Source organism: Crinalium epipsammum PCC 9333 (assembly GCF_000317495.1).
GTDB lineage: Bacteria > Cyanobacteriota > Cyanobacteriia > Cyanobacteriales > PCC-9333 > Crinalium > Crinalium epipsammum.
Genome location: NC_019735.1, coordinates 22,181 through 44,285, shown reverse-complemented (window position 1 = coordinate 44,285; position 22,105 = coordinate 22,181). Strand labels below are relative to the sequence as shown.

Sequence of the window (22,105 nt, the reverse complement as noted above, 5' to 3'; positions counted from 1 at the left end):
TTTTAATTTGTGACCAACATTTAATAGGAGTCAAAATTAATCCTCTAAGATCAGCTTGTTCTTTGAAAAATCCGTTTAATTTAGCTTGAGGGGCTGTTTGTAGTGCTATTGGTGTGATTGGTTGTAAATTGGATTTTGTACAGGTTATAGGTCAATTTCACGGGAGTTTTTACAAGCAACTTATTAAAAAAGCTGATGCTCAATTTAACAAACACTCTTTTTAATTTTTATTGCAAGGTTGGATAAGTGTAGTGTTTTTATGGTAGTAATTTGCTCAATCAGTATTTTTTTGCTTAGGGAGCGATCGCTCCCTTTTAAGTAGACCCCACCAGGATTGGTGTTACTGCATAACCTTTCAGTACGCTTGTCAGACTAAGACTTTCCTAGTCCCTTGCAAAAACAATGGATAAGTGTTATCTGTAAAACCAGATAACCATAAAACTTGCTAACCAGTTTACAATATAACCAGCAAACCAGATTACCAGATGAAGATTTTAACTGTCACTGGATACAAAGGCGGTATATCGAAATCGACAACTGCCATACACATTGCGACATTCTTTAGCGATATTGGGAAAACCATTCTGGTAGACTCTGACCCAAATCGCACTGCCCTAGCATGGTCGAGTCGGGGAAGCCTTCCTTTTACTGTGGCTGATGAGCGACAAGCAATGAAGTTGATTTCGGGTAATGATTTTGTAGTGATTGACACTCCAGCCCGACCAGACTCAAGCGACTTAAAAGAGTTGGCAAAAGGCTGTGACTTACTCATCTTGCCAACAATTCCAGATGTCGTGAGTTTGGAACCGATGTTAAAAACGGCAAGCGATTTAGGTGCAGCAAACTACAGGGCTTTACTGGTAATAGTTCCTCCCTCACCTAGTAAAGAAGGAGCAGCAATACGCTCCGAACTTATAGATAACGGTATTCCCGTTTTCAAGACTATGATTCGCCGCGCTGCTGGATTTCAAAAAGCTGCTTTTGAAGGTGTCCCTATTAGAGACGTTTCTTCCTCAAAGGCAAGGGTTGCATGGTTAGATTATTTGGCACTTGGCAAAGAAATTATGGAGGTTTTAGGAAATGGCTAATTCTAAATATGGGGATTTGATTCGCAAAGCGAGAGAAACAGATAGTCAAGAAGTTCCTGAGCCAGAAAACCAGTTAGCAGTAAAACCAGATAACCAGATTACTAACCAGCCTGTAGAGCAGACAGAGGGTGATGCAGAAAACCAGAACACCATCAAACAAGAGAATCAGCCAACAGTAGAACCAGAAAACCAGATTGAGCGAGAAAGAGAAGTCAACCTCTGCGTAAAAGTGCCTGAATCACTCAGACGACATTGGGCAGCAGAATCTAAACGGCACGGAATAACAATGACGGAAGTAATAATTCAAGCTCTAAAAGAGCGTTTCGGTTCGCCCAATTGAAGTACCCGTCAGTAGTTTTCCTATTGCTTAAAAAGAGCGATCGCAACGCATACTTATAGGAATATCAAGTTTTTTTCTTGACTAAACCGGATTGCAGAATGCAGCAAATTTTCGACTTCGTTAGGCACAAAAGTGTAAAAGCTAAAGTAAAAGAGACGATTAAATCAGAGTTTAATCATTGCTGTGCCTACTGTGGTTCCAAGTCTAAACGCTTAACCCTAGACCATGTAGTAGCTTCTTCGCAAGGAGGTATCAATTCATGGCTAAACTTAGTGCCAGCCTGTGCCAAATGCAACAGTAGCAAAGGTTCTAAAAATCTAACTGACTGGTACACAGTCTCGCTGCCTTATTACTCTAACGAGCGGTTGCAGCGAATTTTAAACAGATATAGTGCCAAGCAGGGAACGTTTCCGCCCAATCGCTCGAAGGGATTTGCTTGATTTGGGTGAGCGATTGGGAGCTATTTAGGAATGAGATTATGTTACTAACGCTCTTTCACCTTAAAGCAGCTATAGATACTTTTATAGCTACTAAAACTTCGGAAATGGTGTCAATTGTTTCGCAAGGTTTTCCAGGCGCAGTTATAGGCGATATTGAACAGAGCGACCAAGCGTGAAAACTCATACTTCTAAACCTGCTATCGCAGATTAAAAAAGGTGCAATTTTTTTCACTTGTAACAGTTTAGGGTGTGCCGTTAGAAAGTGCAGCAAGGAATCAAGATGCAGCAGAACTGTCAAAAAGTGCAGTGCAGTTAGAGATAGTAATACAATAAGGCAGTCCTAGAAAGCAGTGCAACAAGGGAAAAATAATTTCAACAATCACGGTACTTTTTATTAGGCACCACGATAGGGGTGCGTTAGTACCTGCAATCCGCGCGTAACAGACTATAAATAATACTAAGTAGTGAAGAATAATGAGGTTACTCAATCCAAACTCAAACTCTGTTCTACGAAATACTAAATTAGGGTTGATTTGACAGATTTAGAACTATTTTCAAGACATCTTCATTCGTAAAATAGTGATCATGAGATTTACCAGTAAGTTGATTAAATAGTGAAAATGGCAGGTGGATTTTTCTATGATGTATCTTCTCAGAATTAGATTTTTTGGGGACAGGGGTTTTCGTACACAACCAATCTTGCTCTGAATAAAAATCAATCCAAGTTTCTATTTTTTCATTATTCAATAATTTACGAATTTCTTTCTCAATTTGCCTAGATTTATAAGATAGGAAATTTAGACAGCCTCCCATAGATACATATCGAACTCGATGCTCTTGTTGGTAATCTGCAAGTAAATCCGTCGCAATAACAACACCAAAACTATGAGCTAAAACAGTTACTTTATCGTAAAAACCAGTTTCTAGAACAGCATTTAACTTATCTGCGACCTGCTTTCTGATTTTTGCCCTCATGACCTTTCCTTCAGAATTATCTTCTAAGTAACGTGTTGAGAAATCGGCAACATCAGCAATTAGGCTAATTGGTACAAAGCTAAATACACCGCTCACTATCAGCCAGACTGACCAATCAGTCATGTGTTTTCCGAAAGAACTAATTGGCTCTAACCAGTCTTTAGGAACAGGAAATCCTAAAGATGTTGGTTCCTGCCCTAACGCCACAAATGCAAGTGCAATAATTCCATAAAACCAATAAACCCACAATAGTAACGATATTCCCAAACCTATTAGTAAAGGAGGAGCTTTTCTGAGCGCAAGCCAATTATTTGTAAAAAACCAATAGAGCAATATATAAATACCACGAAATATTTTATTTTTGAAGTCACTGCTACTTAACTGCTTATTAAATAATTCATTCCAAGAAGCATCATAAACATCAACCTCTTTATAAATATCTTTGCCTACATACAACTTGAACTTTTTTCCAATATGTCCTGCTATTTTTTCTTCTCCTGCTTCCTCGACTCTGGGAAACTCCAAAACTTCTGTAAAACCAGTGGATAAACAGTCAAGAAAGTAATTTTTATCTCTACCAAGATAGAAGCCATGAACAAAAATAAGAGCTTCTCGTTGAAATGCCATTTACTATGTCACTTCCAGTAATTAAGAACTCTAGCTTGTGATGATAGACTGCCTACTACAGGCTAGTATGCTACTTGTCATCTTTCTAGCGATTATAGCTTGGTAAGTAAGGCACATCGAACGGTAGCCGTGTTGTTTGAGTGCGAGTTTGGTACAGGCGACATTAGGGCATAGTAATGTTGCCACGACTTCCAAATATTTACACACGAAACCCAATGAATCTAGCAGCTTGTTTTTGGACTATATGTGACTGTTGCAACTAATCACGCCTCCAGTTTTGCAACCCCTCTCAGAAAAACTGCCGTACTATTGAGCTATAACCGCACTCAAATCAAATTTACGACCAATTACACCAACAGGTAATCAAACAGTCGTTAAAGGCTTAATTACTCGAAATATTCCCTGATAACAGCTTAGAACTGAGTGCAGGACGAGGGGAATTGTACCTAGTGGCTACTACGTTCAGAATGCAATATGTTCGGGCTACCCTTTTTCTGACACACCTAAATATGAATGGTTGTACCGCCATGCAGAGAAAAACAGGTGTAAATACTTGTACCAAATAAAGGCTAACTGTCATGCTCTCTAATGGCGGCGTGACAGTTGGGTTGATGCCTTGAGTTAGCCATCAGGTATCAAATTGTTACTTGATGGTATCAACCATTAGAAACCTTAATAACATCTTATGTACGCTAATGAATGTTTTCATACATAAGATTTGATGAGTAATATAGCTGTAACTACGGAAAATACTGAACTAACGATGCTTGCAATTACTAATCAAGATATCCTCACAGATTTTGTGGCGGATAAGCGTTCTACTAAAACTAAGCACGAATACGCCAAAGACTTGAAGGACTTTTTCAAAACTATTACTGGTGATGAACCTACGCCACAACGAGTAAGTGAGTTTTTACACTTGGACAGGTTTAAGGCGATAGCCCTGGTGCTTCGTTATAAACAAATATTGGTGGAACGCGGGTTAAAAGAGGCAACTGTTAACCGCAGATTGTCTGCTATCAAGAGTTTGGTTAACTATGCTAATAAGATTGGTCAATGTAGTTATACACTGATTGATATTAAGTCTGAGAAAGTGCGCCCCTATCGAGATACGTCCGGTATTACACCTGACGTTTTTAAGAAGATGTTGGCAGTTCCCAACCGTGACACTTTGATGGGTAAGCGTGATTATGCTCTGCTACGGCTGCTCTGGGATAACGCACTTAGACGCGGGGAAGTATCATCGCTCTCGATTGGCGATCTAGATTTAGATTCCCGTAGGTTGTGGATTCTAGGTAAGGGTAGAGGTAGCCAGAAGGAAGCTATAGCTGTTTCTGTTCAGACTATCAAAGCTTTGCAGGAATGGTTACAGGCACGACGGGAAACTGATATTAATTCTCCTGTATTTATTTCACTGTCAAGTAGGGCAATTGGTCATCGGTTAACTACTACTAGCATTTATAGAATTGTTAGTGCGATCGCTCTTGATGCTGGTATTACCAAACAGTTGTCACCTCACCGGATTAGACATTCATCGGTAACAGCAGCATTAGAAGCGACTAACGGAGACGTAAGGAGGGTGCAGAAGTTATCACGACATAGTAACTTAAATACTTTGATGATTTACGATGACAACCGATTGAGTCATCAAGGAGAGATTACAGATTTACTTGCTGATTTAGTTTAAGAGTCTAAGTCGTATATTGTTGTAGTATTTTCTAGACCATATTGGAGTGCTTCCAATCGCCTCACAAGGCGATCAAACTCTTTATCCCAAGCATCTCCATCTAAATTTTTCGATATAAATCCTGGTAAATACTGAGTTTGAAAAGTAATAATTTGTGCCAGAATTTGTTTCACTTTATTAATAGTTTCTTCTGAAAATATTTTGCTAATATCTCTACCCAGCAGAGCGATAGCTGCTTCATAAAACTCCAACTTATTTTCTTCAAAGATTTCGCTATTAAATTCCCTAAACATTCGGTCTTCTTCGTCACGGTTTGGGATATAATAATTTTCAAGAATAAAAATAATATCTTCTAAATCTTTATTTGCTCGGCGTTCATTCCAAGCTAAGAGTTTTAACGCCATAAAAGCAGTCAGGGGTACAATCCTAATTGTAATATCATCAATTGTTTCAATTGGTGTATTTGAAAAGGCTTCCTCAAAACCTAAAACACTCATAATATTGCCATCATTCCAGGTAATTTCTTGGCGTTCATTGCTAATATTTCCAAAGGGAATAACGTCAACTTCTAATTGTGTTTTCAGGTGGATGAATTTGTGCATGACACGGGTTTTTTTAAAGAGAGCAGTTTCCCCAGTAGTCATTTTATTTACTAACGCATCGTAAAGCTCCCAACTATCCAACTTTACTGCCACATCCCAATCTGTAGTTGCTCGACCCTCAACTCCATATTGATTATCAAAGATAAAACCTCTGGCTCTAGCACCAACCAAGAGTATTGGAACTTGTAATTGCTCGCTGACCGTTTTTAGATCAGTAAGAATTTGTTTTGTATTTGGGTCTAGTTCAAATTGTGGCTCGTTCATGCTACAGCATCGAGTGCAATTTCTTGTTTATCAGAAATATATTGGTGGTAAAGACGGTTAGCTGTTTCTTTTAAACGCTCGTCTGGATGTAAAGCTAATTCAGCATAAATTAATAAGGGATCTACTACAAAATTTGGGTAATTATTATCCGAGGTGTTCTTACTTCCAAATTGTTTAAGAATGCTAATATTTCCTTGCGGGTCTGGTCGGAGACGCAACTTAGCAGTGATGAGCCGATAATTCTGTTCTTTTGGAATATGGATAACGGCGCTGATTGGTTTTAAGTAATTTGTAATGAGGGCAGCACCAAGTTCTCCTCCAATTAAAAATTTGTCAGTTTTAGCTAGGTCTATGATTTCGTTGAATATCTCTGAAAACTGATGATATAGAATTGGGCTAAATGTATCTATTAAAAGTTCTGAACGTAAGTTTTCTACATATCCCATATTCCATCTTTCGATCAGCTTTAGGTAATTTTCAATTCGATATTGATTACCTTTTTGACGCTGTAAATAATTAAGTTTACACAAGCTTTGCAAGCTGCGTTTAGCAGTTTTCAAGTCAACTCCAGCAACTTCTTCTAGTTTTTTAGAGTGAGCTTTTAAGATTGTTGGATCTTGTAGGATAGCGTAGGCAACTTTTAAAGTGCTGGTAGTAATTGAGGAATTAGATAATTTATTACTCTGAACTGCACTGTTTTTTATTAAAATATAAAAGGATGAATTATTCAGGTAAGTATTACCTGTAGTATCAATAAATTCAATATTTTGTTCAATTAATGCTTGAATTACTGCATCAGATAAGGTATCTGTAACCAATAGCGGGCTGGGATCATCGTGTTCTTTTGGCTGGAAAAAAGTTAGATATTCAATTACTATATCTAGCGTTTTTAGAGTTACATTAGATTTGATAAAAACAATATATTTCAGATTTATCTGTTGAGGAGTAACAATAGTTAATAAAGCATCGGCAGGTGGACGAGGTTCTACAACCGTTGTTGTATCAATCTGGATGTGGGGTATTTTTGTGAGTTGAGCTAGACATTTTTGTAGCCAAGGATGTTTGGGCTTTGGGTAAGATTTGAGTTGCATTTTTTTAACAAACGTATTTACCACAAAATATTTTCTGCTCTGCGTTGGCGTAGCTTTTCTGTCGTTATAGCTAGTTGAACATTCGTAATAGAAGCAACTACTTCCAGGTATGACCTTTCTAGGAGAGGAAACGTGACTAGGCTGCTATTTCGTTAATTGATTTGCCAAGTTCGGAGGTAGAGTGCGTTATGAGCGACTCTCATTCGTTGTCAGTTCACACAATTCCTATACATTACAGCATAAAGCTTCTTGCCCTCAAACTCCAGATTGAACAAAATTCTGTAGTAAGTATCTATTTTTTAACTCGCCCATTTTGGGGGGCTTATTAGGCGTTAAAAATAGCTTATTGATAGGTTTCCCAGTGGTTTACTAATGGTGTACCAAGTCAACCGATTGTTGACCTTTTGTTGACCACTACGGCTAAGTATTTATGCTTTGGGTTGAAGAAGTGCTATTGCCCTTATGGTGCAAAACAGTTCCTCGCGCTTCCGAGTAACAATGTTTATGAGTGTATCAAACAGCCTGTACAGTCCTTGCCAACAGGCTTTGCGCCTTGTCAACAGTAAAATATTTCTGTAAAACTTTGCCGAAAAGAATATACGGGAATACAAATAGTCTCAACGGTTTATCAAGCTTTTACCAGCGATTGATAATGGGACAAGTGCAGTACAAGGTGCAGTACAAGGTGTAGCAGTGCAGTTAGAGACAGTAGTGAAATAGTGCAGTAATTAGTTGAAGTGCAACAGTGAATAAAGAATTTCAACAATCACGGTACTTTTTCATAAAGCGCCACGCTAGGGGCGCTAATACAAGATAATAAGTATTCGGTGTGCTAATTTGTCAGTTCGCACAACGCGATCGCACAATAGATGGTGGTGTGATAACAGTGTAACTATTTGACAGTTTTAACTTTTAATCTGATTGCAGACCGCTACATTTATCCTGCCAATTATACCCACCTTTTCTCGGTAATTCTTCTTCAAAATCACAGGCAGCAACGGCTTTGTAACTGAGTAACCAGAAATCTTCTAGCAGTCGAGATATGCTCTCTATGTATGAACCTCGCTCCGTATCCTCGGTTCTCTCTATATCAAGATAAAAACGATAGTAGAGAAAACCATCAGGAAACTTACTGCGCTTGTTGTTGTCAAAGTCATCATTATTTCTCACGTCAATTTCACATTCTGGGGTACTAACGCTCCACCGTTCAATCCGACTTGATGTTAATTTAGCAATGAGTCCTACGAGTTCATTTCTGTTGACATCACAATCAACATAAAGTTTGCAGTACAGGCTGTCGTAATCGTTCATACTTGGTAGTGTGTATCCACTTAAATCTATCAAGTAAAACTCAGCAAGTGCGGCTGTTTTTAAAAAACTGTTATTTAGGATTATGAATTTTCAAAAAGCTACATTAATATATCTGAAGAAGTAGCATAAATAAGGGCGTAAAATCTTTCACTTTACAGTTTTTACAGCTTGAATAAATGGTAAAGAACACAAGCGCGATCGCCACTTTAGCTTCTTTGATCGTTATATTAACTCTCTAACAAAGACAAACCAATTAGCTCTAAGATTTCTACTGTTTTCTTACTATGAGGAACTATGGGTTCGATCAATAGCTGTCGGGTAAGTAATTTCCAGGTGTCGTGTTTGATGTCGAAAAATGTCAAACCTAATAGCCAATCAGAAGAAGGCACGTTATCATTGTTTCGCACTTTAGCTTCCTCATCCATCACCCAATCGCAAAGAAGAAGTAGAGATTCGCAATAGGTTTCCTTAGCATTCTTCTTTTTCTTACTATTCTTCTTTTTCTTATCAGTAGCAAGAAATACCTCTAGCAACAGAATTCCCATGACGTAGAAAGGTCTTTCCGTCTCATAGTGATGAGGCACTTGCTCGACACACCATGCTAGAAACCTAACAGTTGCTGTGGCTGCATCTTGCCCTAGGTGGATAGCACTACTGACAAGCTGAACAATTGTTGAATTCTCGCCGTCAAAAGAGTTTCGGTTTTCTGGTTCTACGACAGCACGCAACAGCAAGGTACAGGCAAACGCCCGTATCAAATGACCAGGAATCCCCTTAGAACCCTTATTGAAACTCTTAGAAACCTTATACTTCTCGATATAAAGATCATCTGGTTCCGACCAGCGAGTTAATTCCAGCACTTCCCTTGGTTCCCAAGGTATAGGAACTGGCAATGCTTCACCTTGATGCACTTTCAGTAATGCACTCAAATGCAACTCGTAGTTGTAACTATAATCCGCCATAGCAATTTCTTCAAGCATAGAGCGATCTACCCGCTCTCGCAGCCAATATAGCAGGGCATCTTCTGATGGATTAAATCGAGTTGTATAGTCCAAATAAATTTCCAATCAGAACAAGAGTTTTGTGCTAATCAAACATTTGATTAGTATTCAGTGTGCGAACTGACAAGTCAGCGCTTCGCTATCGCACTACGCACTATCGTCAACAAGTCCAGTTTTTTTCACGTTAATTCTGGTGTGAGTTCACTTTTCATTTCTGAGAGTTCATTCGCTCGGTCTTTTTAACTTGTGCTTTCGCATTTCATACTATTCTCAATTGCTGTTTAAGGATTTGAGATAAGCGACAACCGCCACAGCATCGGAGTGTGACAGCCTGTAAGTTGGCATGGGTGGGCGTGCTGGCATCCCTTGGGAGTTCAGTCCTGTCTCTAACAGTTTGACAACAGCTTCTTCTTCCTGCGTTGAACCTTCATTGCCAATACCAGCAATTGAAGGTGCCATCTCTGCCCAAGCTGGCATGGGAAAAATAGGTTTGAATCCAATCGGCGCACCCTGTAGCCAGTGGACACGATCAAATTCTCCTTGCTCATTACGTGGAGAATGGCAGTCAGCACACATGGCGACTTGTTCAACCAAGTATTGACCACGAACAATCGGATTATTGTTTTGAGCAGTTACAGAAGTAACAGATGTAGTCGCTACGGTAAATAAGGTAATTACTGTAGCCAGTAGTTTGAGCAACAGCCTAGCTCCTTCTTCATTTCTAATCAGTGCTAAATCTCAAGTATAAAATCATTGCCTAATTCTTTGTAGTGATTTGGAATACAGATGCAACTTTTTTTTAACTAATGCTGTAGAATTATCACTTTTTACTTTAAACTTTTGTAGTTAAGTTCACTTCTAACAGTTGTGTATACAGTAATTACAGCAGCAACAGTGTAACTTTAGTGAGAAAGTAAAGTGATTAGTTGCAGTGTCGTCAACAAGTGCAATCTAACAGTAATAAAGAATTTCAACAATCACGTTACTTTTTTTAAGGCACTACGTTAGTAGTGCTTTAGACAAGAATTAATTAAAATAATATTAGAATCTTTGGCTGTTTAAGGATAGCCTAGCGGCTTTTTGTCGCGAGATTGTTAGTTAATGTTAGAGACAGTTAAAACTACAAATCTGCTATCGCAGAGCCAACGAAAAAGTCTTTTTCCACTTGAAAGATTAAACAGTTGAAGCCACTTTTAACTTTAAACAATTGTACCCACTTCAAACCTTAAACAATTGCATGATTTAATTCCTTAGAAAAAAGTTACATAATGTAATAATTCTGTATGACGACAAGGTAAATAACTACCTCAGATTTTTCCAAGGAATTAAAATTTTGGATTTAATTCCTTGGAAATTTCTACAGGTGGAAAGTACCGCGTCACTCTCGTTTTGACGTTATAATTCCATCTGTGATTCTTGCTGTGACTGGTATTGCGCCATAAGTTGTATCTGTTCTACTTGTTGCGATCGCTCTTTTAGCATTCCGTTCCAACCAGCTTCATCCAGTTCCATTTTTTGACTTTTAGGTAAAGCGATTGCTAGTTCGTTTCGTAATTCAATACCTTCTTCATCACCTTTAAAACTGACTACAACGTTGGATTTAAGCTGCTGTAGAGATTTTATAGGGAGCGAGTCTACACCAAAAGCACTGATATATATAGTATTGTTTTGCTCGAAACTAGGATCTAACGCTACATAAGAAATAGTTTCGATTGGGTCTTGAGTGATGATGGCTTTATCATTAGGTGCGTCACCTAACGAACTTATCCAAAATATTGCAGGTTCTCCGTTTACTTCTTCCTCAACTTCTGGTTCTAGTATTAAATCCACCCATTTATCCTCTTCAGTTGATGGGTTAAGTACCCACACGCCTGTTTCAATATTGTCTAAAGTACGCAAACTGAATACTGCCATGCCATCAACATTTGCATACAGCCGCTCTGTTTCGTGCAGCGCATCGAGGAGGGATGGAGGCAAGCAGTATTGTTCGATTAAGTGCGATCGCAGTGGTTCCCAATTTTCCTCAATTGGATCGACATTTATTACTTCTTCATCATCCTGGTCTAACTCAGTTTGTGCAGTTGGAACAGTTGGAACAGTTAAATCAGTTGGAGTAGTTTCATGTTGAACAGTTAAATCACGATTAGTAGTTTCATGTTGAACACTTAGATCACGATTAGTAGTTTCATGTTGAACACTTAGAACACTTGGAGCAGTTTGGTCACTTAAATCACTTGGAGCAGTTTCATGGGTAAGATTTGAGGCTTGTAATGGTGCGGTAGCATCATTTAATTGCAACTCATTGGGAGCGTTAGCGCCCATGTTTTCTCGTGCAATACTTTCCTCAAACAAAGCTTTCACTTCATCTGGTATCAACTCATTGAAGATGGGATTATTGATATTTTCTTTGTAAATATTATTGATCCGTTGTTCCTCTGCACGTCTATACTCTATTGCTTCGGCTGTACGACGTGCCTGTTCTGCTGCTTGTTTTTCTCTTACTTGTTCTCGTATTTCACGTGCGCGATTTTCAAGGAACTCTTTATCAAAATCATCTGGAACAGCAAAAAGATCAGTGTAATTTAATTTTTCATCATCTTTATTAGCAGTTTTATCACTACTAGCTGTTGCAGTTTCATCATCATTATCACTATTAGCAGCTTTATCACTTTCTAGTTCAAGCTCTAATTCTGGCAGTAATGGTAGTTGCCCTGGTAACTCAACTTCCTGGTTACTTGGAGCGATCGCACCAATAGTCTCGTTGTCATCATCATCACCTTCAGTTGAGTCAGTTGTGCTTGAGTTCTGACTGGTCATAACTGGTGGACGACTAGAAGCGAATGCGATCGCATCGTTATCATGTTCAGGGTCATATTCTACGTTGCGATACTTCTGTAATCCATTGAAAGTATAAGCTCTACCCAATTTACTACCAGTAAAAGCAATCTCATCAAGCTTATAGGAAATGCCCATTGATCCGTTAACAGTTTCCTTAACTTGTACGTCAATGCCCTGGTCTTTGAGGAGGTCGATCAGTTCTGGCATCGTTGGTTGTTGACTGCATAATTCGTCAATAGTATCTTGCAGTTTTACTCGTACACTATCTTCTCCAGTACGCGCGAGTAATCTACGTTCTCCGGTAGTGGGTGAACGTCTGTCTTTATCTTGACTACTAGGTGAAGGTGTTAAATTGTAATCTTCCTCAAGTTTTTTAACAACTGCTTCACTTCTTCGATAGTCCCAATCATCGTCTACACATTTGCCTGTATCTATCCTTACTTTGCAAGCTGCAATGTGAATATGATCGTGTTCTCTATCACTATGACGAATGACCGTATATTGATTACATTCATAGCCCATAGCCTTTAGATAGAAGGCAGCAATGTCAAGCCAATCGACATCTTCTAACTTATCAGTGGGAGGAATGCTTAAAGAAATATGAGAGACGGGTTTTTTAACTCTAGTACTTAAAAGACTGCTTTCTTCTAATTGACTTGCTAACTCTGAAGCTGTTTCTCCTACTATATTGCCACCGAGTAATTCTGCACCAGGCTTAGAGAATAAGTAATCCAGTAAGCCCTTGAAATTGCTACCTCTAGTAATCTTGCTAATCATACGTCAAGACTATTAGATCGGTTAGCAATCAAGGCACGCGCTTCAATTAATTCTGCTTTTACTTGAGTAAGTAGACTGTTAATTTCTTCGGGTTGAGAAGTGTCTTTAATGTACTTATTCAGTTTTAATAAGGTTTTGGCTGTTTTCTCAATGAACTGCAATTTGGTATTAGTATCTACCAGTTCTGCTTTTTTGAGTGTGTATTCTCTAAATAACTCGTTGATTGTTATCCGCTCGTTCAACGCCATAAGTTCGGCTAAGTCATTTTCACTCTTTGTTAGCCGTATTCTTACAATTTTGTTGCGAGCTTCCTTAGCCATGCCTAATAAACAGTCAGTACTTAAGAGATTATTTTACTCGCTTAACAACGAACGCACTCTCTAACTTAAGGTAGTTTCTAGCCTTGTGCTGTAAAAACAATTCAGTTGTAAGTGCTGTGCAACAGGGCAGTTAGAAGTGTAGTGCAATAGGGCAGTTATAAATGCTGTACAACAGTGAATAAAGATACAACAATCACGGTACTTTTTATTAAGCACCGCGCACTTTGGTGCTTGTGTAAAACATTTATTAACAGTAAAATTTACTACTCAAAGCTTGACACAAAGCTGCATTTGCAAGGGATATAGCAGTTTAGTAATGAGCTAAGATTTGGTAGTGTGGTTGTGCGATCGCATAGTCCAGTTTTGTTCTTATTTAATTTATTAATAGCTTGAATCGTCCCTATTATTTATTAATTAAAAAGCTTAATACGAACCTAGTTTACTCAATTTTGAGTATTTTTCAAAAACTTTATTTAACTATAATAGCCTAATTTAAAAACTTGAACTATATACAATATATAGGTTTTATGACTTATAGCACTATTTTAATATTGCTATTGCTATAAATTGTCCGATTATCATTAGTATTAACCTAATTTAGTAAACTAGATTTGGTAGTCACATTTTTTATTTGTACCTTTACCTTATTTGTAATAAATAGAACGTCTATAAATATTTTTTATTGCGTTTGTACAACTTCTACCAGGAAAATACCCTGACTTCGGAGTGCGATCGCTTACCTTGTAGTCTACCTGTCACACGAAAAGTAGTGGTTTTACAGAAGTTGATAACTCGTCTTTTTGTAGTGCAAATGTGTGACACGGAGGGCTATCGGGGGTGAGGAGGGCTAAAAACCTGGAAAATGGTGCAATATTTTATGAATAGAGAATTTATACAGAAAAGTATTCCTTGCTTTTTAGGTTATCGAAACGGGGTCAAAACTGCTTGAGGGTCGGTTGCTGTTGGGGTGTAGCGGATCAGGAAAATTCAGGAAAAAAAAGGAAAAAGTAGGGAAAAAAAGGAAAGTATTTTAGAGAGGAAGGGCAATTTTCTGTAGTATAGAGGGCTGCAAAGTTGGGGTTGTCCTGATATTTTCTGATTAATTCCTGGTATTTCCTGGTTTGTCCTGATTTATTCCTGAATTTTCCTGTTCTTTTTTACAGATTTTACTGGGTAATAAGCATCACTTTGGGGGGATAGAGGCTGAAGCGTTGAGAGCGAAAATTAGTAAAACTGGGGAAGGGTGAGGAAAGTATTAGGTGAAAATAACACTTGCAATTGATCCAGGTGCATCACTTACGAAGGTAATTGCCGAGGTCGAAGGAATAAAAGAGACTTATTTAGTAACAATGTTACCAGAGGTTGCGTCCGTTTCAAGAGAAACTTTAGAAAACTATAGATCTGGTAAAGGACAATTAGGTAGCCCAAGACCAGAAGATGAAGCATGGGTTGAATGGGAAAATCAAATTTACTTAGTAGGTTCTTTCGCTCGTGATTTTTCTGGTGATGTCGGACTAAAAGAATTGAAGTATGAAAGAGCAATTTATAAGACCTCCGCAATAATAGGTGTGATTATAGATAAAGCCAGTTCTACTAAACGTAATGTCAATAATATAACGTTGGAACTGGTGGTATTGTTGCCTTGGAATGAGTACGAAGATCGAAATAGGTTAAAAGATCAGTTAACTAAAATTTTGGCTGATTATACTTTTAGAGGTCAGCCGTTAAAAGTGAAATTGACTAATTTCCTATGCCGACCTGAAGGAAGTGGTTTGGCAATGGTACGAGTTAAGCAGAAAGGATTAGATTGGTTTCGCGATCGCACGTTAGCTGTTTTGATGTTTGGGCATCGTAATGTAACAGCTTTGCAGTTTAGCGGTGGTCGAATGGTAAAGGGGGAAAGTCCAGAAATAGGTTTTATGAAGTTGGAGGATAAGGTATTAGAACGTACCAGTGGTCAAAAACCACTAGAGTTATCTAGGGCAATTTTCCAAGCTGATTATTTGATGATGAATCGTCCAGATAATTTCTCCTCAATTAAGCTGGAAAACACTGCTGCAATTCAAGGTTTAGCTAGAAGTAGAGATCCTGAGTTTCGTTTATCAGAAATTAAAAAGATTACTGAAGCAATTACTAGCTCCCGTGCGGAATATTGGCAAGAGTTAGAGCAATGGTTGGATAGGTGTTTGCCAAGAGATTTAGATGAAGTAATTATTTGTGGTGGTGCAGGAGTTTATTTGAAGCCGGAGTTAAATAAGTATTTTGGTGTGCGTGAAAAATCTCAACTGCCACGATTGCCGCAGCCTGGAGATAGACCAATAGTTCCTATTTGTTGGGGGGCTGATATTACTGAACAGGTTGAAACAGCTTTCGACAAGTTAAAAACTGAGCGTCATCAAAAAGAAGCGTTAGCGTTCCGGTTGATTGATATTTTTGGTTTGTTTAATTACTTTAAAGGCAAGGTAGCAGTGTAATGAATGATAACGATCAGCTTCCTCGTAAGAAATCTATTGATTTTAAATTGAGGCTTCAAGCCTTAGAAGATACACCAGAAGGTGTAGTGTTATCGTATCTGAACTCTAAAGGAGCGCGTGAGTCTAAGGATTTGATTTGGCAAGTTTTGCGAATGTGTTATTTGCCATTTGCATATAGAGAAAAAGGTAATTTATCTAAGGAGGAATTAAGGATAATAGCTTTAGAAGCTTGCAATGCTTTAGAGAACTACGCTAGTTACATTCGTCAGGTATTCTTTTTGGAAAGACCGACTCAGCAAATTGTAATAATGAACGGTCAAAACTATGCACAAGCACAACCCTTATCTGCGCCTGAACCTGAATCATTACCTGAACTTGAATCTAAGCCTAAGAGAGAATCACTAATTAAAGGAGTAGGTACTCAAGAGGATATGGAGGCTATCTTTGGGGATATGTGATGGTTGGTATAAAACTTAAAAGTAGCACTCCACAATCTGCAATTAACAGTTTTTAACAATGATGGTACTTTCAAAATTGCCACCGGATAAAACTGTTTCTACTGATAGGTTTGAACAGTTTTTTTAAAAGTTGAGGGCGATAGCCCTATAGAACTGTAGTCAAAATAGAAAGGTATGGATATTCATACACAAGAATTGTGGTTATTGTCTCCTCCCTACTCTGACTTGGTTTGAAACTGGGGGGTTAGGAGCAACGTTTCTCCGTTCATAGCGAGCCTTTATTAATTTTATCAATGGCGTGGCTCTAGCCACTTTCGAGCATTGGGAATATATTGAGCGTTCTTTGCAGTTACTAGAAAAGTTAGTACAGACTATGCCTTGTTAATTGCATCGTCAATTTCTTCTACGCTGACATCGGTTTGATCTGATTTGGCAATTATCAAGAGCAAAAGAACACAGTCAGGAGAAACTAATTGATAGATTAGCCGATAGCCACCACTTTTTCCTGTGGGAATGTCGCTGTTTTTGGCTCGCACTTTGAATACGGTAAAATCTGTTCCAGAAATTTGGTCGCCGATGAATTGTCCATTTTGAAGCTCGTCAATGATAGGTTGAATATCTTGTTGAATCTGCCGATACCGTTTAGAAAGTGCTTTAAGACGACGCTTAAATGTTTGAGTAAAGCGAACTTCAACCATAATATTAGCTGTCCATATCATCCCATAGTGCTGAAACAGGGTAGGTTTGCCCTGTTCTCCCTTGTCGAATGGATTCTTGCAAATCAGCTAAAATTTGGGCTTTGGGTTCGTTAGAATCTATTGGATCTAGTCCGCTTTCTATTGGTTGCAGAAGCTCTTTTATAGTTTCCCAAATTTCAACAGGGATCAGAACTTCTGTCTTTTCCCCAGCAGCATTAGTGACATATTTAATTTGTTTTTGGATTTGGGAGAGTTTCATAGAGCGAAACCTACTAATGTTCTAGATAAGTGGTCATAATTGCAGCGTAACGAAAAGAGTTCCTTTTACGTCCGTTTTTAGTTTTTTCTAAACACTGCGATCGCAGTGTTTTGTAGATGAAAAGTAACCTCACTCGAAATACTAATAATATCGGTGTAAAAAGGTACAATGTTAGACTCTCTAAGCATCTATTACCTTAAGTTGTGCTTGTTACATTTTTGGGTTTACGCTTAGGTAATGGAGGCTTAACTATTCCTAATGCTGCATCGTACCCTATAGCAAATATTTCATCATCTGCTAACTTTTCTGTGCCTAATATTCCAGCTTTATATCCCTTCCAAAAGCTTTTCGCTGGCTCCTGAACTGATGTTAACGAACTGGTAATGTGATTAACGTATGCAATTACACCAGCCTTGTCCAGCTTGGCAATACTATCTTTAAATGGTTTTCCTAAAACCCAGTTGCAGTAAGCGGTAACAGGGTCTATTTCAACATCTTCTTGGGGAATATAATTGTTTTCTGGTTGTGTTGTGGTTTCTGTCATAAATTTATTATCTTGCCCCTAGTGACAGCTTTGCGCTTATTCATCCCTAATAGTTAAAAATGTGAGTTTTCGTGAGTTTGGCAAGGATACTTAAATTGGTTAAGCATGACCCATCTGCCATTGCTTCAACTGTAGCCGCCGCCAATTGGGTAAGCGTGACCAAAAAGCGCATTTTATCCGTTGGCTCAATCCCTTAAGTTCAGCCATCATGCTTAGATGGAATTCCCGATCGTGCAGCAGTTCCTCATTATCAACGGGGTTGAGGATACTTAAGCAGTCCTCAACCTCTAACTCCTCCTCAATAGTTAATTCTTCTTTTTGTGCCAGTTGGGGGGTAATAGTCTCCTCATTGGCTGTGCAAGTTTTACTATGTTTGTTATACATATCAGGGAAAACTTGCACAGGCTGTAATTTTTGCTCTATCTGGGTTTGAGGTTGATTTACGGGTGTTTTGGGGGCTGTTTCATTTTCTGCGACTGTAGCCATTACTGGTGTGTGACAGTTGGGTTGTGTTGGGGTTAATCCCCAGTCCATAACTGGTATTTCTCCTGTGACATATTTCTGCAATCTACGATCAATACATTCAAGAATTACTAGCCTGTCTGGATCGTGAAGGGCAGGTTGATATATAGATACGAGAGTTATTTGCTTTTTATTTTTTCGCTTTCTATCATGCTTGAGTTTGACTCCAATCAACCGACATACCCGACGTAGATAAGCTGTTGGCGTAGATTGCCCAACACTCATACCAAGTGCCGATGCTACTTTTTTATCCTTACCACGCTTTACCAGTTCTAGTAACTCTGGGCTTTCATCACTCCAAACATTTTTAGATTCAATCAACTCCAAAATGCCCAATTGTTGCAATGCCCACACCTTTGAGAAATCACTACGGAAATCTCCTAAAAATACTTTCTCCTGTTTGATAAACCAATGCCATCGTTCTCGCTGTTGTAATAAAGCTGCCTCTGGATGTGTTAACAACCAATAAAGCTGACATTTATTGATAAAATTGCGATCCTCATACCGTACTTTGTAGATAAATTCTGGGAACCAACGCTCAGTTGCTTCAATTCCTGGTAGACGCTTTAAAAGTTGCGCTTTCATCACTTTGCAGCGATCTTCCCAAGTAGCGGAATAGTTACGGCTGATAGTTTCCGCTTGTTCTGCATCAATATTATCAGAGTAGAAAATATCGGCACTGGTTTGTTGCTTAACTTCCTCTGATGCTTCCTTATACCTAAAAGCTGCATCATCATTGTGGTTGCCCGTAAACTCAATAACATTATGTCCGGCTTTTTGTAACGATTCTAGTAGACAGGCGCGTAGGTTGAACCGTTCATAGTTATCTGTGGCTTTTAATGAGGTAAAAACTTTATGGTGGATAGATTTGTTAGCCTCAACAATATCTTGGAGTAATTTGGCGAGCGCATCACTATTATCTAAACCCTCAATTACTCTTAATCCATCCTCAATTAAGAATTGTTGCAAAGCTTTTTCTACCTGACTTGGGAATGGCGATCGCATACCCTCGTTGTCATCTAATCCGAATTCAGCACACCAGATCCAACGTTGGGTAGCAATATCTCTAATTCTACCTAAGAACTGAAGCATCGAATCAACATCAATCACACCAAAAAAGAAGCAGTATTGATCTTTAAAATGACCAAGGATGCTAATATCAACGCCACTTTCAGCAGTTGGTGAAAGTATTACATAATCCGGTCGGTTTTTCTCAATCCAAGCATTAGGATTTTTGAGGAAATCTTTGCTCTTAGCGTCACTAATAGTTTTACCATCAATTCTGATACCTTCCATACCAGCATCAATCAGAATTTCCTCAATAGCTTCACAAAATACCTGAGAGTCTGCACAAATGCAAATTGGCTCAACTGAGCGTCTAATTCTTGATACTAATGGCGATTTATCATTGGGTCTAAGTTGATCTAATTTTGATGTACCTAAGTAGAAATTAATATTCAGTGGCTCTCGTTTATACTCATTATCAATCTTGGTAACTTTATCGTCACCTCGCAACTGTTGAATGTAGTTAACCGCCCAGTCTGCCAGCATTCCATCAAGGATAAATACCCGCTTGGCACGTCGCACAGCCTCAGTAAATTTGTCTAATATCTGTGTACGTCTATCCTTAATCGTGCTACCGTACAACAGATGTTTAATGATCGACATTACCTCGTCTAAAATCAGGTTTTTGTCGTCAAAGTCTTCTGGTTCAAAATGCCCTAAGCTGTCAACACAACAAGCTATTTTACAACGTGGATCTTTGATGAGTAAAAAAGCTTTGTGTATATGAAGGTGGCTGAAATTCCATCGCTCAGACGATTGTAGTAGTAGTGAGTTTCTATATCCCAGTGCTACCCAACCTTCATCCGGCAATAACTCCACAGCACGACGTAACCACTCAGTTTTACCACTTCCTAACCCACTTTTAACAGCAGTAAGATAACCAGCTTCAGGTATAGGAAAGTCAAAATATTTACTATTAATTTTATGAGTCGGGGTAAACCTTTTAGCTTTGTTCCATGCGTGTTTAGCTCTATCATGGTACTGCTCACGCCATTGGCGTTGTTGATCTTGCTGGTATGCTTCCTCCCCTTTTTCTTCATCTTCAAGCTTTTTATTGTAGGCTTCATACTCTACCGGATCTGGTTCCTCAATACTCGCTCTTTCTTTGTGACGTTCGCCATGCGTTTCTGAATTATGAAATGGACAATTACCCTGAAAATTCTTACCTCTGCTGTATAGGGTTAAATGTTCTGATATGGTTTCTACAATATCAGTTTTACTCTTGACTAACTCAATGGTTTCTCGTGCTACACGGTTGGGTTTATCAGTGTCCCAAGCTATGGGTATTTGATGCTTTTCTGCTAACTTTAGGACGGTATCAGTAAATGATTGTTTACCAATTTCCATTAAGAAATGGATAGCATTGCCACTCTCCCCACAGTCGAAACAATAGTAAGTTTGTTTTTCACTACTGACATGAAAATCATTTCTTGGTGCTAAATCATCAAAATCTGTAAATGTAATAATTTTGACTTTAACATCTGCGGGTTTTTCATCAATATCTGGGTGATTTTTATCAACTTGACCCCACCAAGCAACGTTTAAGTCAATACCGCACTCTAGTAGTAAGTGGTAGAGTTTGCGGTATTGGATCATAATGTGAGGATTGACGATCGCACCTGCATCGGGATACAGCAAACATTTAGGGGATACAATTCGGTCTAATACAGTTTTTAATAACTCTGGACTACCAGCAAAATTACCACCAGCAGCACCGACCACAACTATATCTGTACGACCTTGTGACCACAGCTTGAGAGCGACTATAAGCGATTTTACGCCACCTTCGGCAAACTGAACCTCACTAATTACTTTGCATTCTGGATGCTTCCAGACAAATAAAGGCAGTTCACCACTAGGCAAATGTGGGCTGCTACCGCCCTTAGATGCACTGGACAACCAAATATACTTAGCAAACTTTTCACGGTCATCTGTAGCGATTTGATGACCTGTGATGTTACCATCAATATCACAAGCAGCAATAGTAAAGCCATCAACCCCTACTAGGGATTGTTTAAATCCAAGACCTGTGCTGACACCTGCTAAATTGGCAGATATGCCAAAAACTTCCTGTCCTGGAATCCATGTTCTGATCCAACCTTGTTGATAGGCAAAGTCAATCTCGGCTATTGTTAGCCCTCTATGCTCTAATAAATGTTGTCGATGCTTTTGGCTAAGAGTTAATTTTTTGGCGATCGCACGATAGTGTTTGTTGCGCTCACTCGCTGGCAATGATTTTGCTTGCTGTTGTTCACGCTCACGTTGTCTGCGCTGGTTACGTTCTTCTGCTACATCCTGCCAGCTTTTACCCTGTTCATTGGTTCCAGTATCGGGAACATAAACGCCCCAAATCCCTGATTTATCGTTGTGTAGGTATTTCCAACCTGTAATGCCAGCATCACTATCAATGCCAGTGTGACAAAGTACAATCTTATCAACTATCCGGCAATCTCCAGAACTATCGCCACATATAGGACAATTATTACCGCGTCGGGTAGGGGTGAACTTGGTCACGCTGCACCCCCTATTTTTGCATAGAAGGATTCACGCCGACTGTGAAGATCAGTTAACATAGGGATAACTCCCCTCTTTGAATATGAGGTTTAATTACTCACCAGTTCTGGTTGGTACCCGTCTTACTGGTGAGTATTTTAGGTTACATACAAAGCGTATGCTTACTCGCTAACATAACACAGTTTTGCTATTTAATGGTTAGAATTACCG

Annotated in this window: 19 protein-coding genes; 7 read left to right on the top strand and 12 right to left on the bottom strand. The window is 38.8% G+C overall.

Annotated features, from left to right (window positions below; genetic code table 11):
- Positions 1 to 485 precede the first annotated feature (485 nt).
- The 4 genes from CRI9333_RS24045 to CRI9333_RS24030 all read left to right on the top strand — a co-directional run bounded on the left by CRI9333_RS24045 (position 486) and on the right by CRI9333_RS24030 (position 2,044).
- Positions 486 to 1,088 carry a ParA family protein gene (locus CRI9333_RS24045; protein WP_015180046.1) on the top strand — a complete coding sequence of 201 codons (603 nt, stop codon included), beginning with the start codon at positions 486 to 488 and terminating at the stop codon, positions 1,086 to 1,088.
- Positions 1,081 to 1,428 carry a hypothetical protein gene (locus CRI9333_RS24040; RefSeq protein WP_015180045.1) on the top strand — a complete coding sequence of 116 codons (348 nt, stop codon included), beginning with the start codon at positions 1,081 to 1,083 and terminating at the stop codon, positions 1,426 to 1,428. Before CRI9333_RS24045 ends, CRI9333_RS24040 begins: the two co-directional genes overlap by 8 nt.
- A 98-nt stretch (positions 1,429 to 1,526) precedes the next feature.
- Positions 1,527 to 1,868: an HNH endonuclease gene (locus tag CRI9333_RS24035; protein ID WP_015180044.1), complete on the top strand. Its 342-nt coding sequence runs from the start codon at positions 1,527 to 1,529 to the stop codon at positions 1,866 to 1,868.
- Between the two features lie 38 nt (positions 1,869 to 1,906).
- The gene (locus tag CRI9333_RS24030; protein WP_015180043.1) at positions 1,907 to 2,044 is read left to right on the top strand and encodes a hypothetical protein; all 138 of its coding nucleotides are present in this window, start codon (positions 1,907 to 1,909) and stop codon (positions 2,042 to 2,044) included.
- 346 nt (positions 2,045 to 2,390) lie between these two features.
- Here CRI9333_RS24030 and CRI9333_RS24025 read toward each other — a convergent pair whose 3' ends face one another.
- Positions 2,391 to 3,470, bottom strand: a complete 1,080-nt coding sequence (locus CRI9333_RS24025) for a hypothetical protein (protein ID WP_015180042.1) — start codon at positions 3,468 to 3,470, stop codon at positions 2,391 to 2,393.
- Positions 3,471 to 4,191: 721 nt separating this feature from the next.
- Here CRI9333_RS24025 and CRI9333_RS24020 point away from each other — a divergent pair.
- Positions 4,192 to 5,157: a tyrosine-type recombinase/integrase gene (locus CRI9333_RS24020; RefSeq protein WP_015180041.1), complete on the top strand. Its 966-nt coding sequence runs from the start codon at positions 4,192 to 4,194 to the stop codon at positions 5,155 to 5,157.
- Here CRI9333_RS24020 and CRI9333_RS24015 read toward each other — a convergent pair.
- From CRI9333_RS24015 to CRI9333_RS23985, 7 genes are all read right to left on the bottom strand, one after another.
- Positions 5,154 to 6,023 carry a nucleotidyl transferase AbiEii/AbiGii toxin family protein gene (locus CRI9333_RS24015; protein ID WP_015180040.1) on the bottom strand — a complete coding sequence of 290 codons (870 nt, stop codon included), beginning with the start codon at positions 6,021 to 6,023 and terminating at the stop codon, positions 5,154 to 5,156. The genes CRI9333_RS24020 and CRI9333_RS24015 overlap by 4 nt on opposite strands.
- On the bottom strand, positions 6,020 to 7,114 hold the full coding sequence (locus tag CRI9333_RS24010; RefSeq protein ID WP_015180039.1) for a type IV toxin-antitoxin system AbiEi family antitoxin: 1,095 nt from the start codon (positions 7,112 to 7,114) through the stop codon (positions 6,020 to 6,022). The genes CRI9333_RS24015 and CRI9333_RS24010 overlap by 4 nt, the downstream gene beginning before the upstream one ends.
- Positions 7,115 to 8,026: 912 nt before the next feature.
- Entirely contained in the window at positions 8,027 to 8,425 is a 399-nt protein-coding gene (locus tag CRI9333_RS24005) for a hypothetical protein (protein WP_041227083.1), read from the bottom strand.
- Positions 8,426 to 8,652: 227 nt separating this feature from the next.
- Positions 8,653 to 9,480 (bottom strand): hypothetical protein, encoded by an 828-nt coding sequence (locus CRI9333_RS24000; RefSeq protein ID WP_015180037.1) that lies wholly within the window; start codon positions 9,478 to 9,480, stop codon positions 8,653 to 8,655.
- A 216-nt stretch (positions 9,481 to 9,696) separates the two neighbouring features.
- The gene (locus tag CRI9333_RS23995) at positions 9,697 to 10,125 is read right to left on the bottom strand and encodes a c-type cytochrome (protein WP_051035484.1); all 429 of its coding nucleotides are present in this window, start codon (positions 10,123 to 10,125) and stop codon (positions 9,697 to 9,699) included.
- Positions 10,126 to 10,821: 696 nt separating this feature from the next.
- Positions 10,822 to 13,041: a relaxase/mobilization nuclease domain-containing protein gene (locus tag CRI9333_RS25325; protein ID WP_015180036.1), complete on the bottom strand. Its 2,220-nt coding sequence runs from the start codon at positions 13,039 to 13,041 to the stop codon at positions 10,822 to 10,824.
- On the bottom strand, positions 13,038 to 13,361 hold the full coding sequence (locus tag CRI9333_RS23985) for a hypothetical protein (protein ID WP_015180035.1): 324 nt from the start codon (positions 13,359 to 13,361) through the stop codon (positions 13,038 to 13,040). The genes CRI9333_RS25325 and CRI9333_RS23985 overlap by 4 nt, the downstream gene beginning before the upstream one ends.
- Before the next feature lie 1,259 nt (positions 13,362 to 14,620).
- On the opposite strand from CRI9333_RS23985, the gene CRI9333_RS23980 reads away from it, so the two are divergent.
- Positions 14,621 to 15,835, top strand: a complete 1,215-nt coding sequence (locus CRI9333_RS23980) for a ParM/StbA family protein (protein ID WP_015180034.1) — start codon at positions 14,621 to 14,623, stop codon at positions 15,833 to 15,835.
- The gene (locus CRI9333_RS23975) at positions 15,835 to 16,293 is read left to right on the top strand and encodes a hypothetical protein (RefSeq protein WP_015180033.1); all 459 of its coding nucleotides are present in this window, start codon (positions 15,835 to 15,837) and stop codon (positions 16,291 to 16,293) included. Before CRI9333_RS23980 ends, CRI9333_RS23975 begins: the two co-directional genes overlap by 1 nt.
- 371 nt (positions 16,294 to 16,664) lie before the next feature.
- On the opposite strand, the gene CRI9333_RS23970 is transcribed toward CRI9333_RS23975, so the two are convergent.
- The 4 genes from CRI9333_RS23970 to CRI9333_RS27490 form a co-directional block, all read right to left on the bottom strand.
- Positions 16,665 to 16,991, bottom strand: coding sequence for a type II toxin-antitoxin system RelE family toxin (locus CRI9333_RS23970; RefSeq protein ID WP_015180032.1), 327 nt, complete (start codon positions 16,989 to 16,991; stop codon positions 16,665 to 16,667).
- Positions 16,992 to 16,995: 4 nt separating this feature from the next.
- Positions 16,996 to 17,250, bottom strand: a complete 255-nt coding sequence (locus CRI9333_RS23965; protein ID WP_015180031.1) for a hypothetical protein — start codon at positions 17,248 to 17,250, stop codon at positions 16,996 to 16,998.
- Positions 17,251 to 17,446: 196 nt separating this feature from the next.
- Entirely contained in the window at positions 17,447 to 17,794 is a 348-nt protein-coding gene (locus CRI9333_RS23960; RefSeq protein ID WP_015180030.1) for a hypothetical protein, read from the bottom strand.
- Between the two features lie 99 nt (positions 17,795 to 17,893).
- Complete coding sequence (locus CRI9333_RS27490; protein WP_015180029.1) at positions 17,894 to 21,895, bottom strand: plasmid replication protein, CyRepA1 family; 4,002 nt, start codon at positions 21,893 to 21,895, stop codon at positions 17,894 to 17,896.
- Positions 21,896 to 22,105: the final 210 nt, after the last annotated feature.

Bases quoted from the DNA above. Each gene is read 5' to 3' on its own strand.
- CRI9333_RS24045 (WP_015180046.1), top strand. From the start codon at position 486: ATGAAGATTTTAACTGTCACTGGATACAAAGGCGGTATATCGAAATCG.
- CRI9333_RS24040 (WP_015180045.1), top strand. From the start codon at position 1,081: ATGGCTAATTCTAAATATGGGGATTTGATTCGCAAAGCGAGAGAAACA.
- CRI9333_RS24035 (WP_015180044.1), top strand. From the start codon at position 1,527: ATGCAGCAAATTTTCGACTTCGTTAGGCACAAAAGTGTAAAAGCTAAA.
- CRI9333_RS24030 (WP_015180043.1), top strand. From the start codon at position 1,907: ATGTTACTAACGCTCTTTCACCTTAAAGCAGCTATAGATACTTTTATA.
- CRI9333_RS24025 (WP_015180042.1), bottom strand. From the start codon at position 3,470: ATGGCATTTCAACGAGAAGCTCTTATTTTTGTTCATGGCTTCTATCTT.
- CRI9333_RS24020 (WP_015180041.1), top strand. From the start codon at position 4,192: ATGAGTAATATAGCTGTAACTACGGAAAATACTGAACTAACGATGCTT.
- CRI9333_RS24015 (WP_015180040.1), bottom strand. From the start codon at position 6,023: ATGAACGAGCCACAATTTGAACTAGACCCAAATACAAAACAAATTCTT.
- CRI9333_RS24010 (WP_015180039.1), bottom strand. From the start codon at position 7,114: ATGCAACTCAAATCTTACCCAAAGCCCAAACATCCTTGGCTACAAAAA.
- CRI9333_RS24005 (WP_041227083.1), bottom strand. From the start codon at position 8,425: ATGAACGATTACGACAGCCTGTACTGCAAACTTTATGTTGATTGTGAT.
- CRI9333_RS25325 (WP_015180036.1), bottom strand. From the start codon at position 13,041: ATGATTAGCAAGATTACTAGAGGTAGCAATTTCAAGGGCTTACTGGAT.
- CRI9333_RS23985 (WP_015180035.1), bottom strand. From the start codon at position 13,361: ATGGCTAAGGAAGCTCGCAACAAAATTGTAAGAATACGGCTAACAAAG.
- CRI9333_RS23975 (WP_015180033.1), top strand. From the start codon at position 15,835: ATGAATGATAACGATCAGCTTCCTCGTAAGAAATCTATTGATTTTAAA.
- CRI9333_RS23970 (WP_015180032.1), bottom strand. From the start codon at position 16,991: ATGGTTGAAGTTCGCTTTACTCAAACATTTAAGCGTCGTCTTAAAGCA.
- CRI9333_RS23965 (WP_015180031.1), bottom strand. From the start codon at position 17,250: ATGAAACTCTCCCAAATCCAAAAACAAATTAAATATGTCACTAATGCT.
- CRI9333_RS23960 (WP_015180030.1), bottom strand. From the start codon at position 17,794: ATGACAGAAACCACAACACAACCAGAAAACAATTATATTCCCCAAGAA.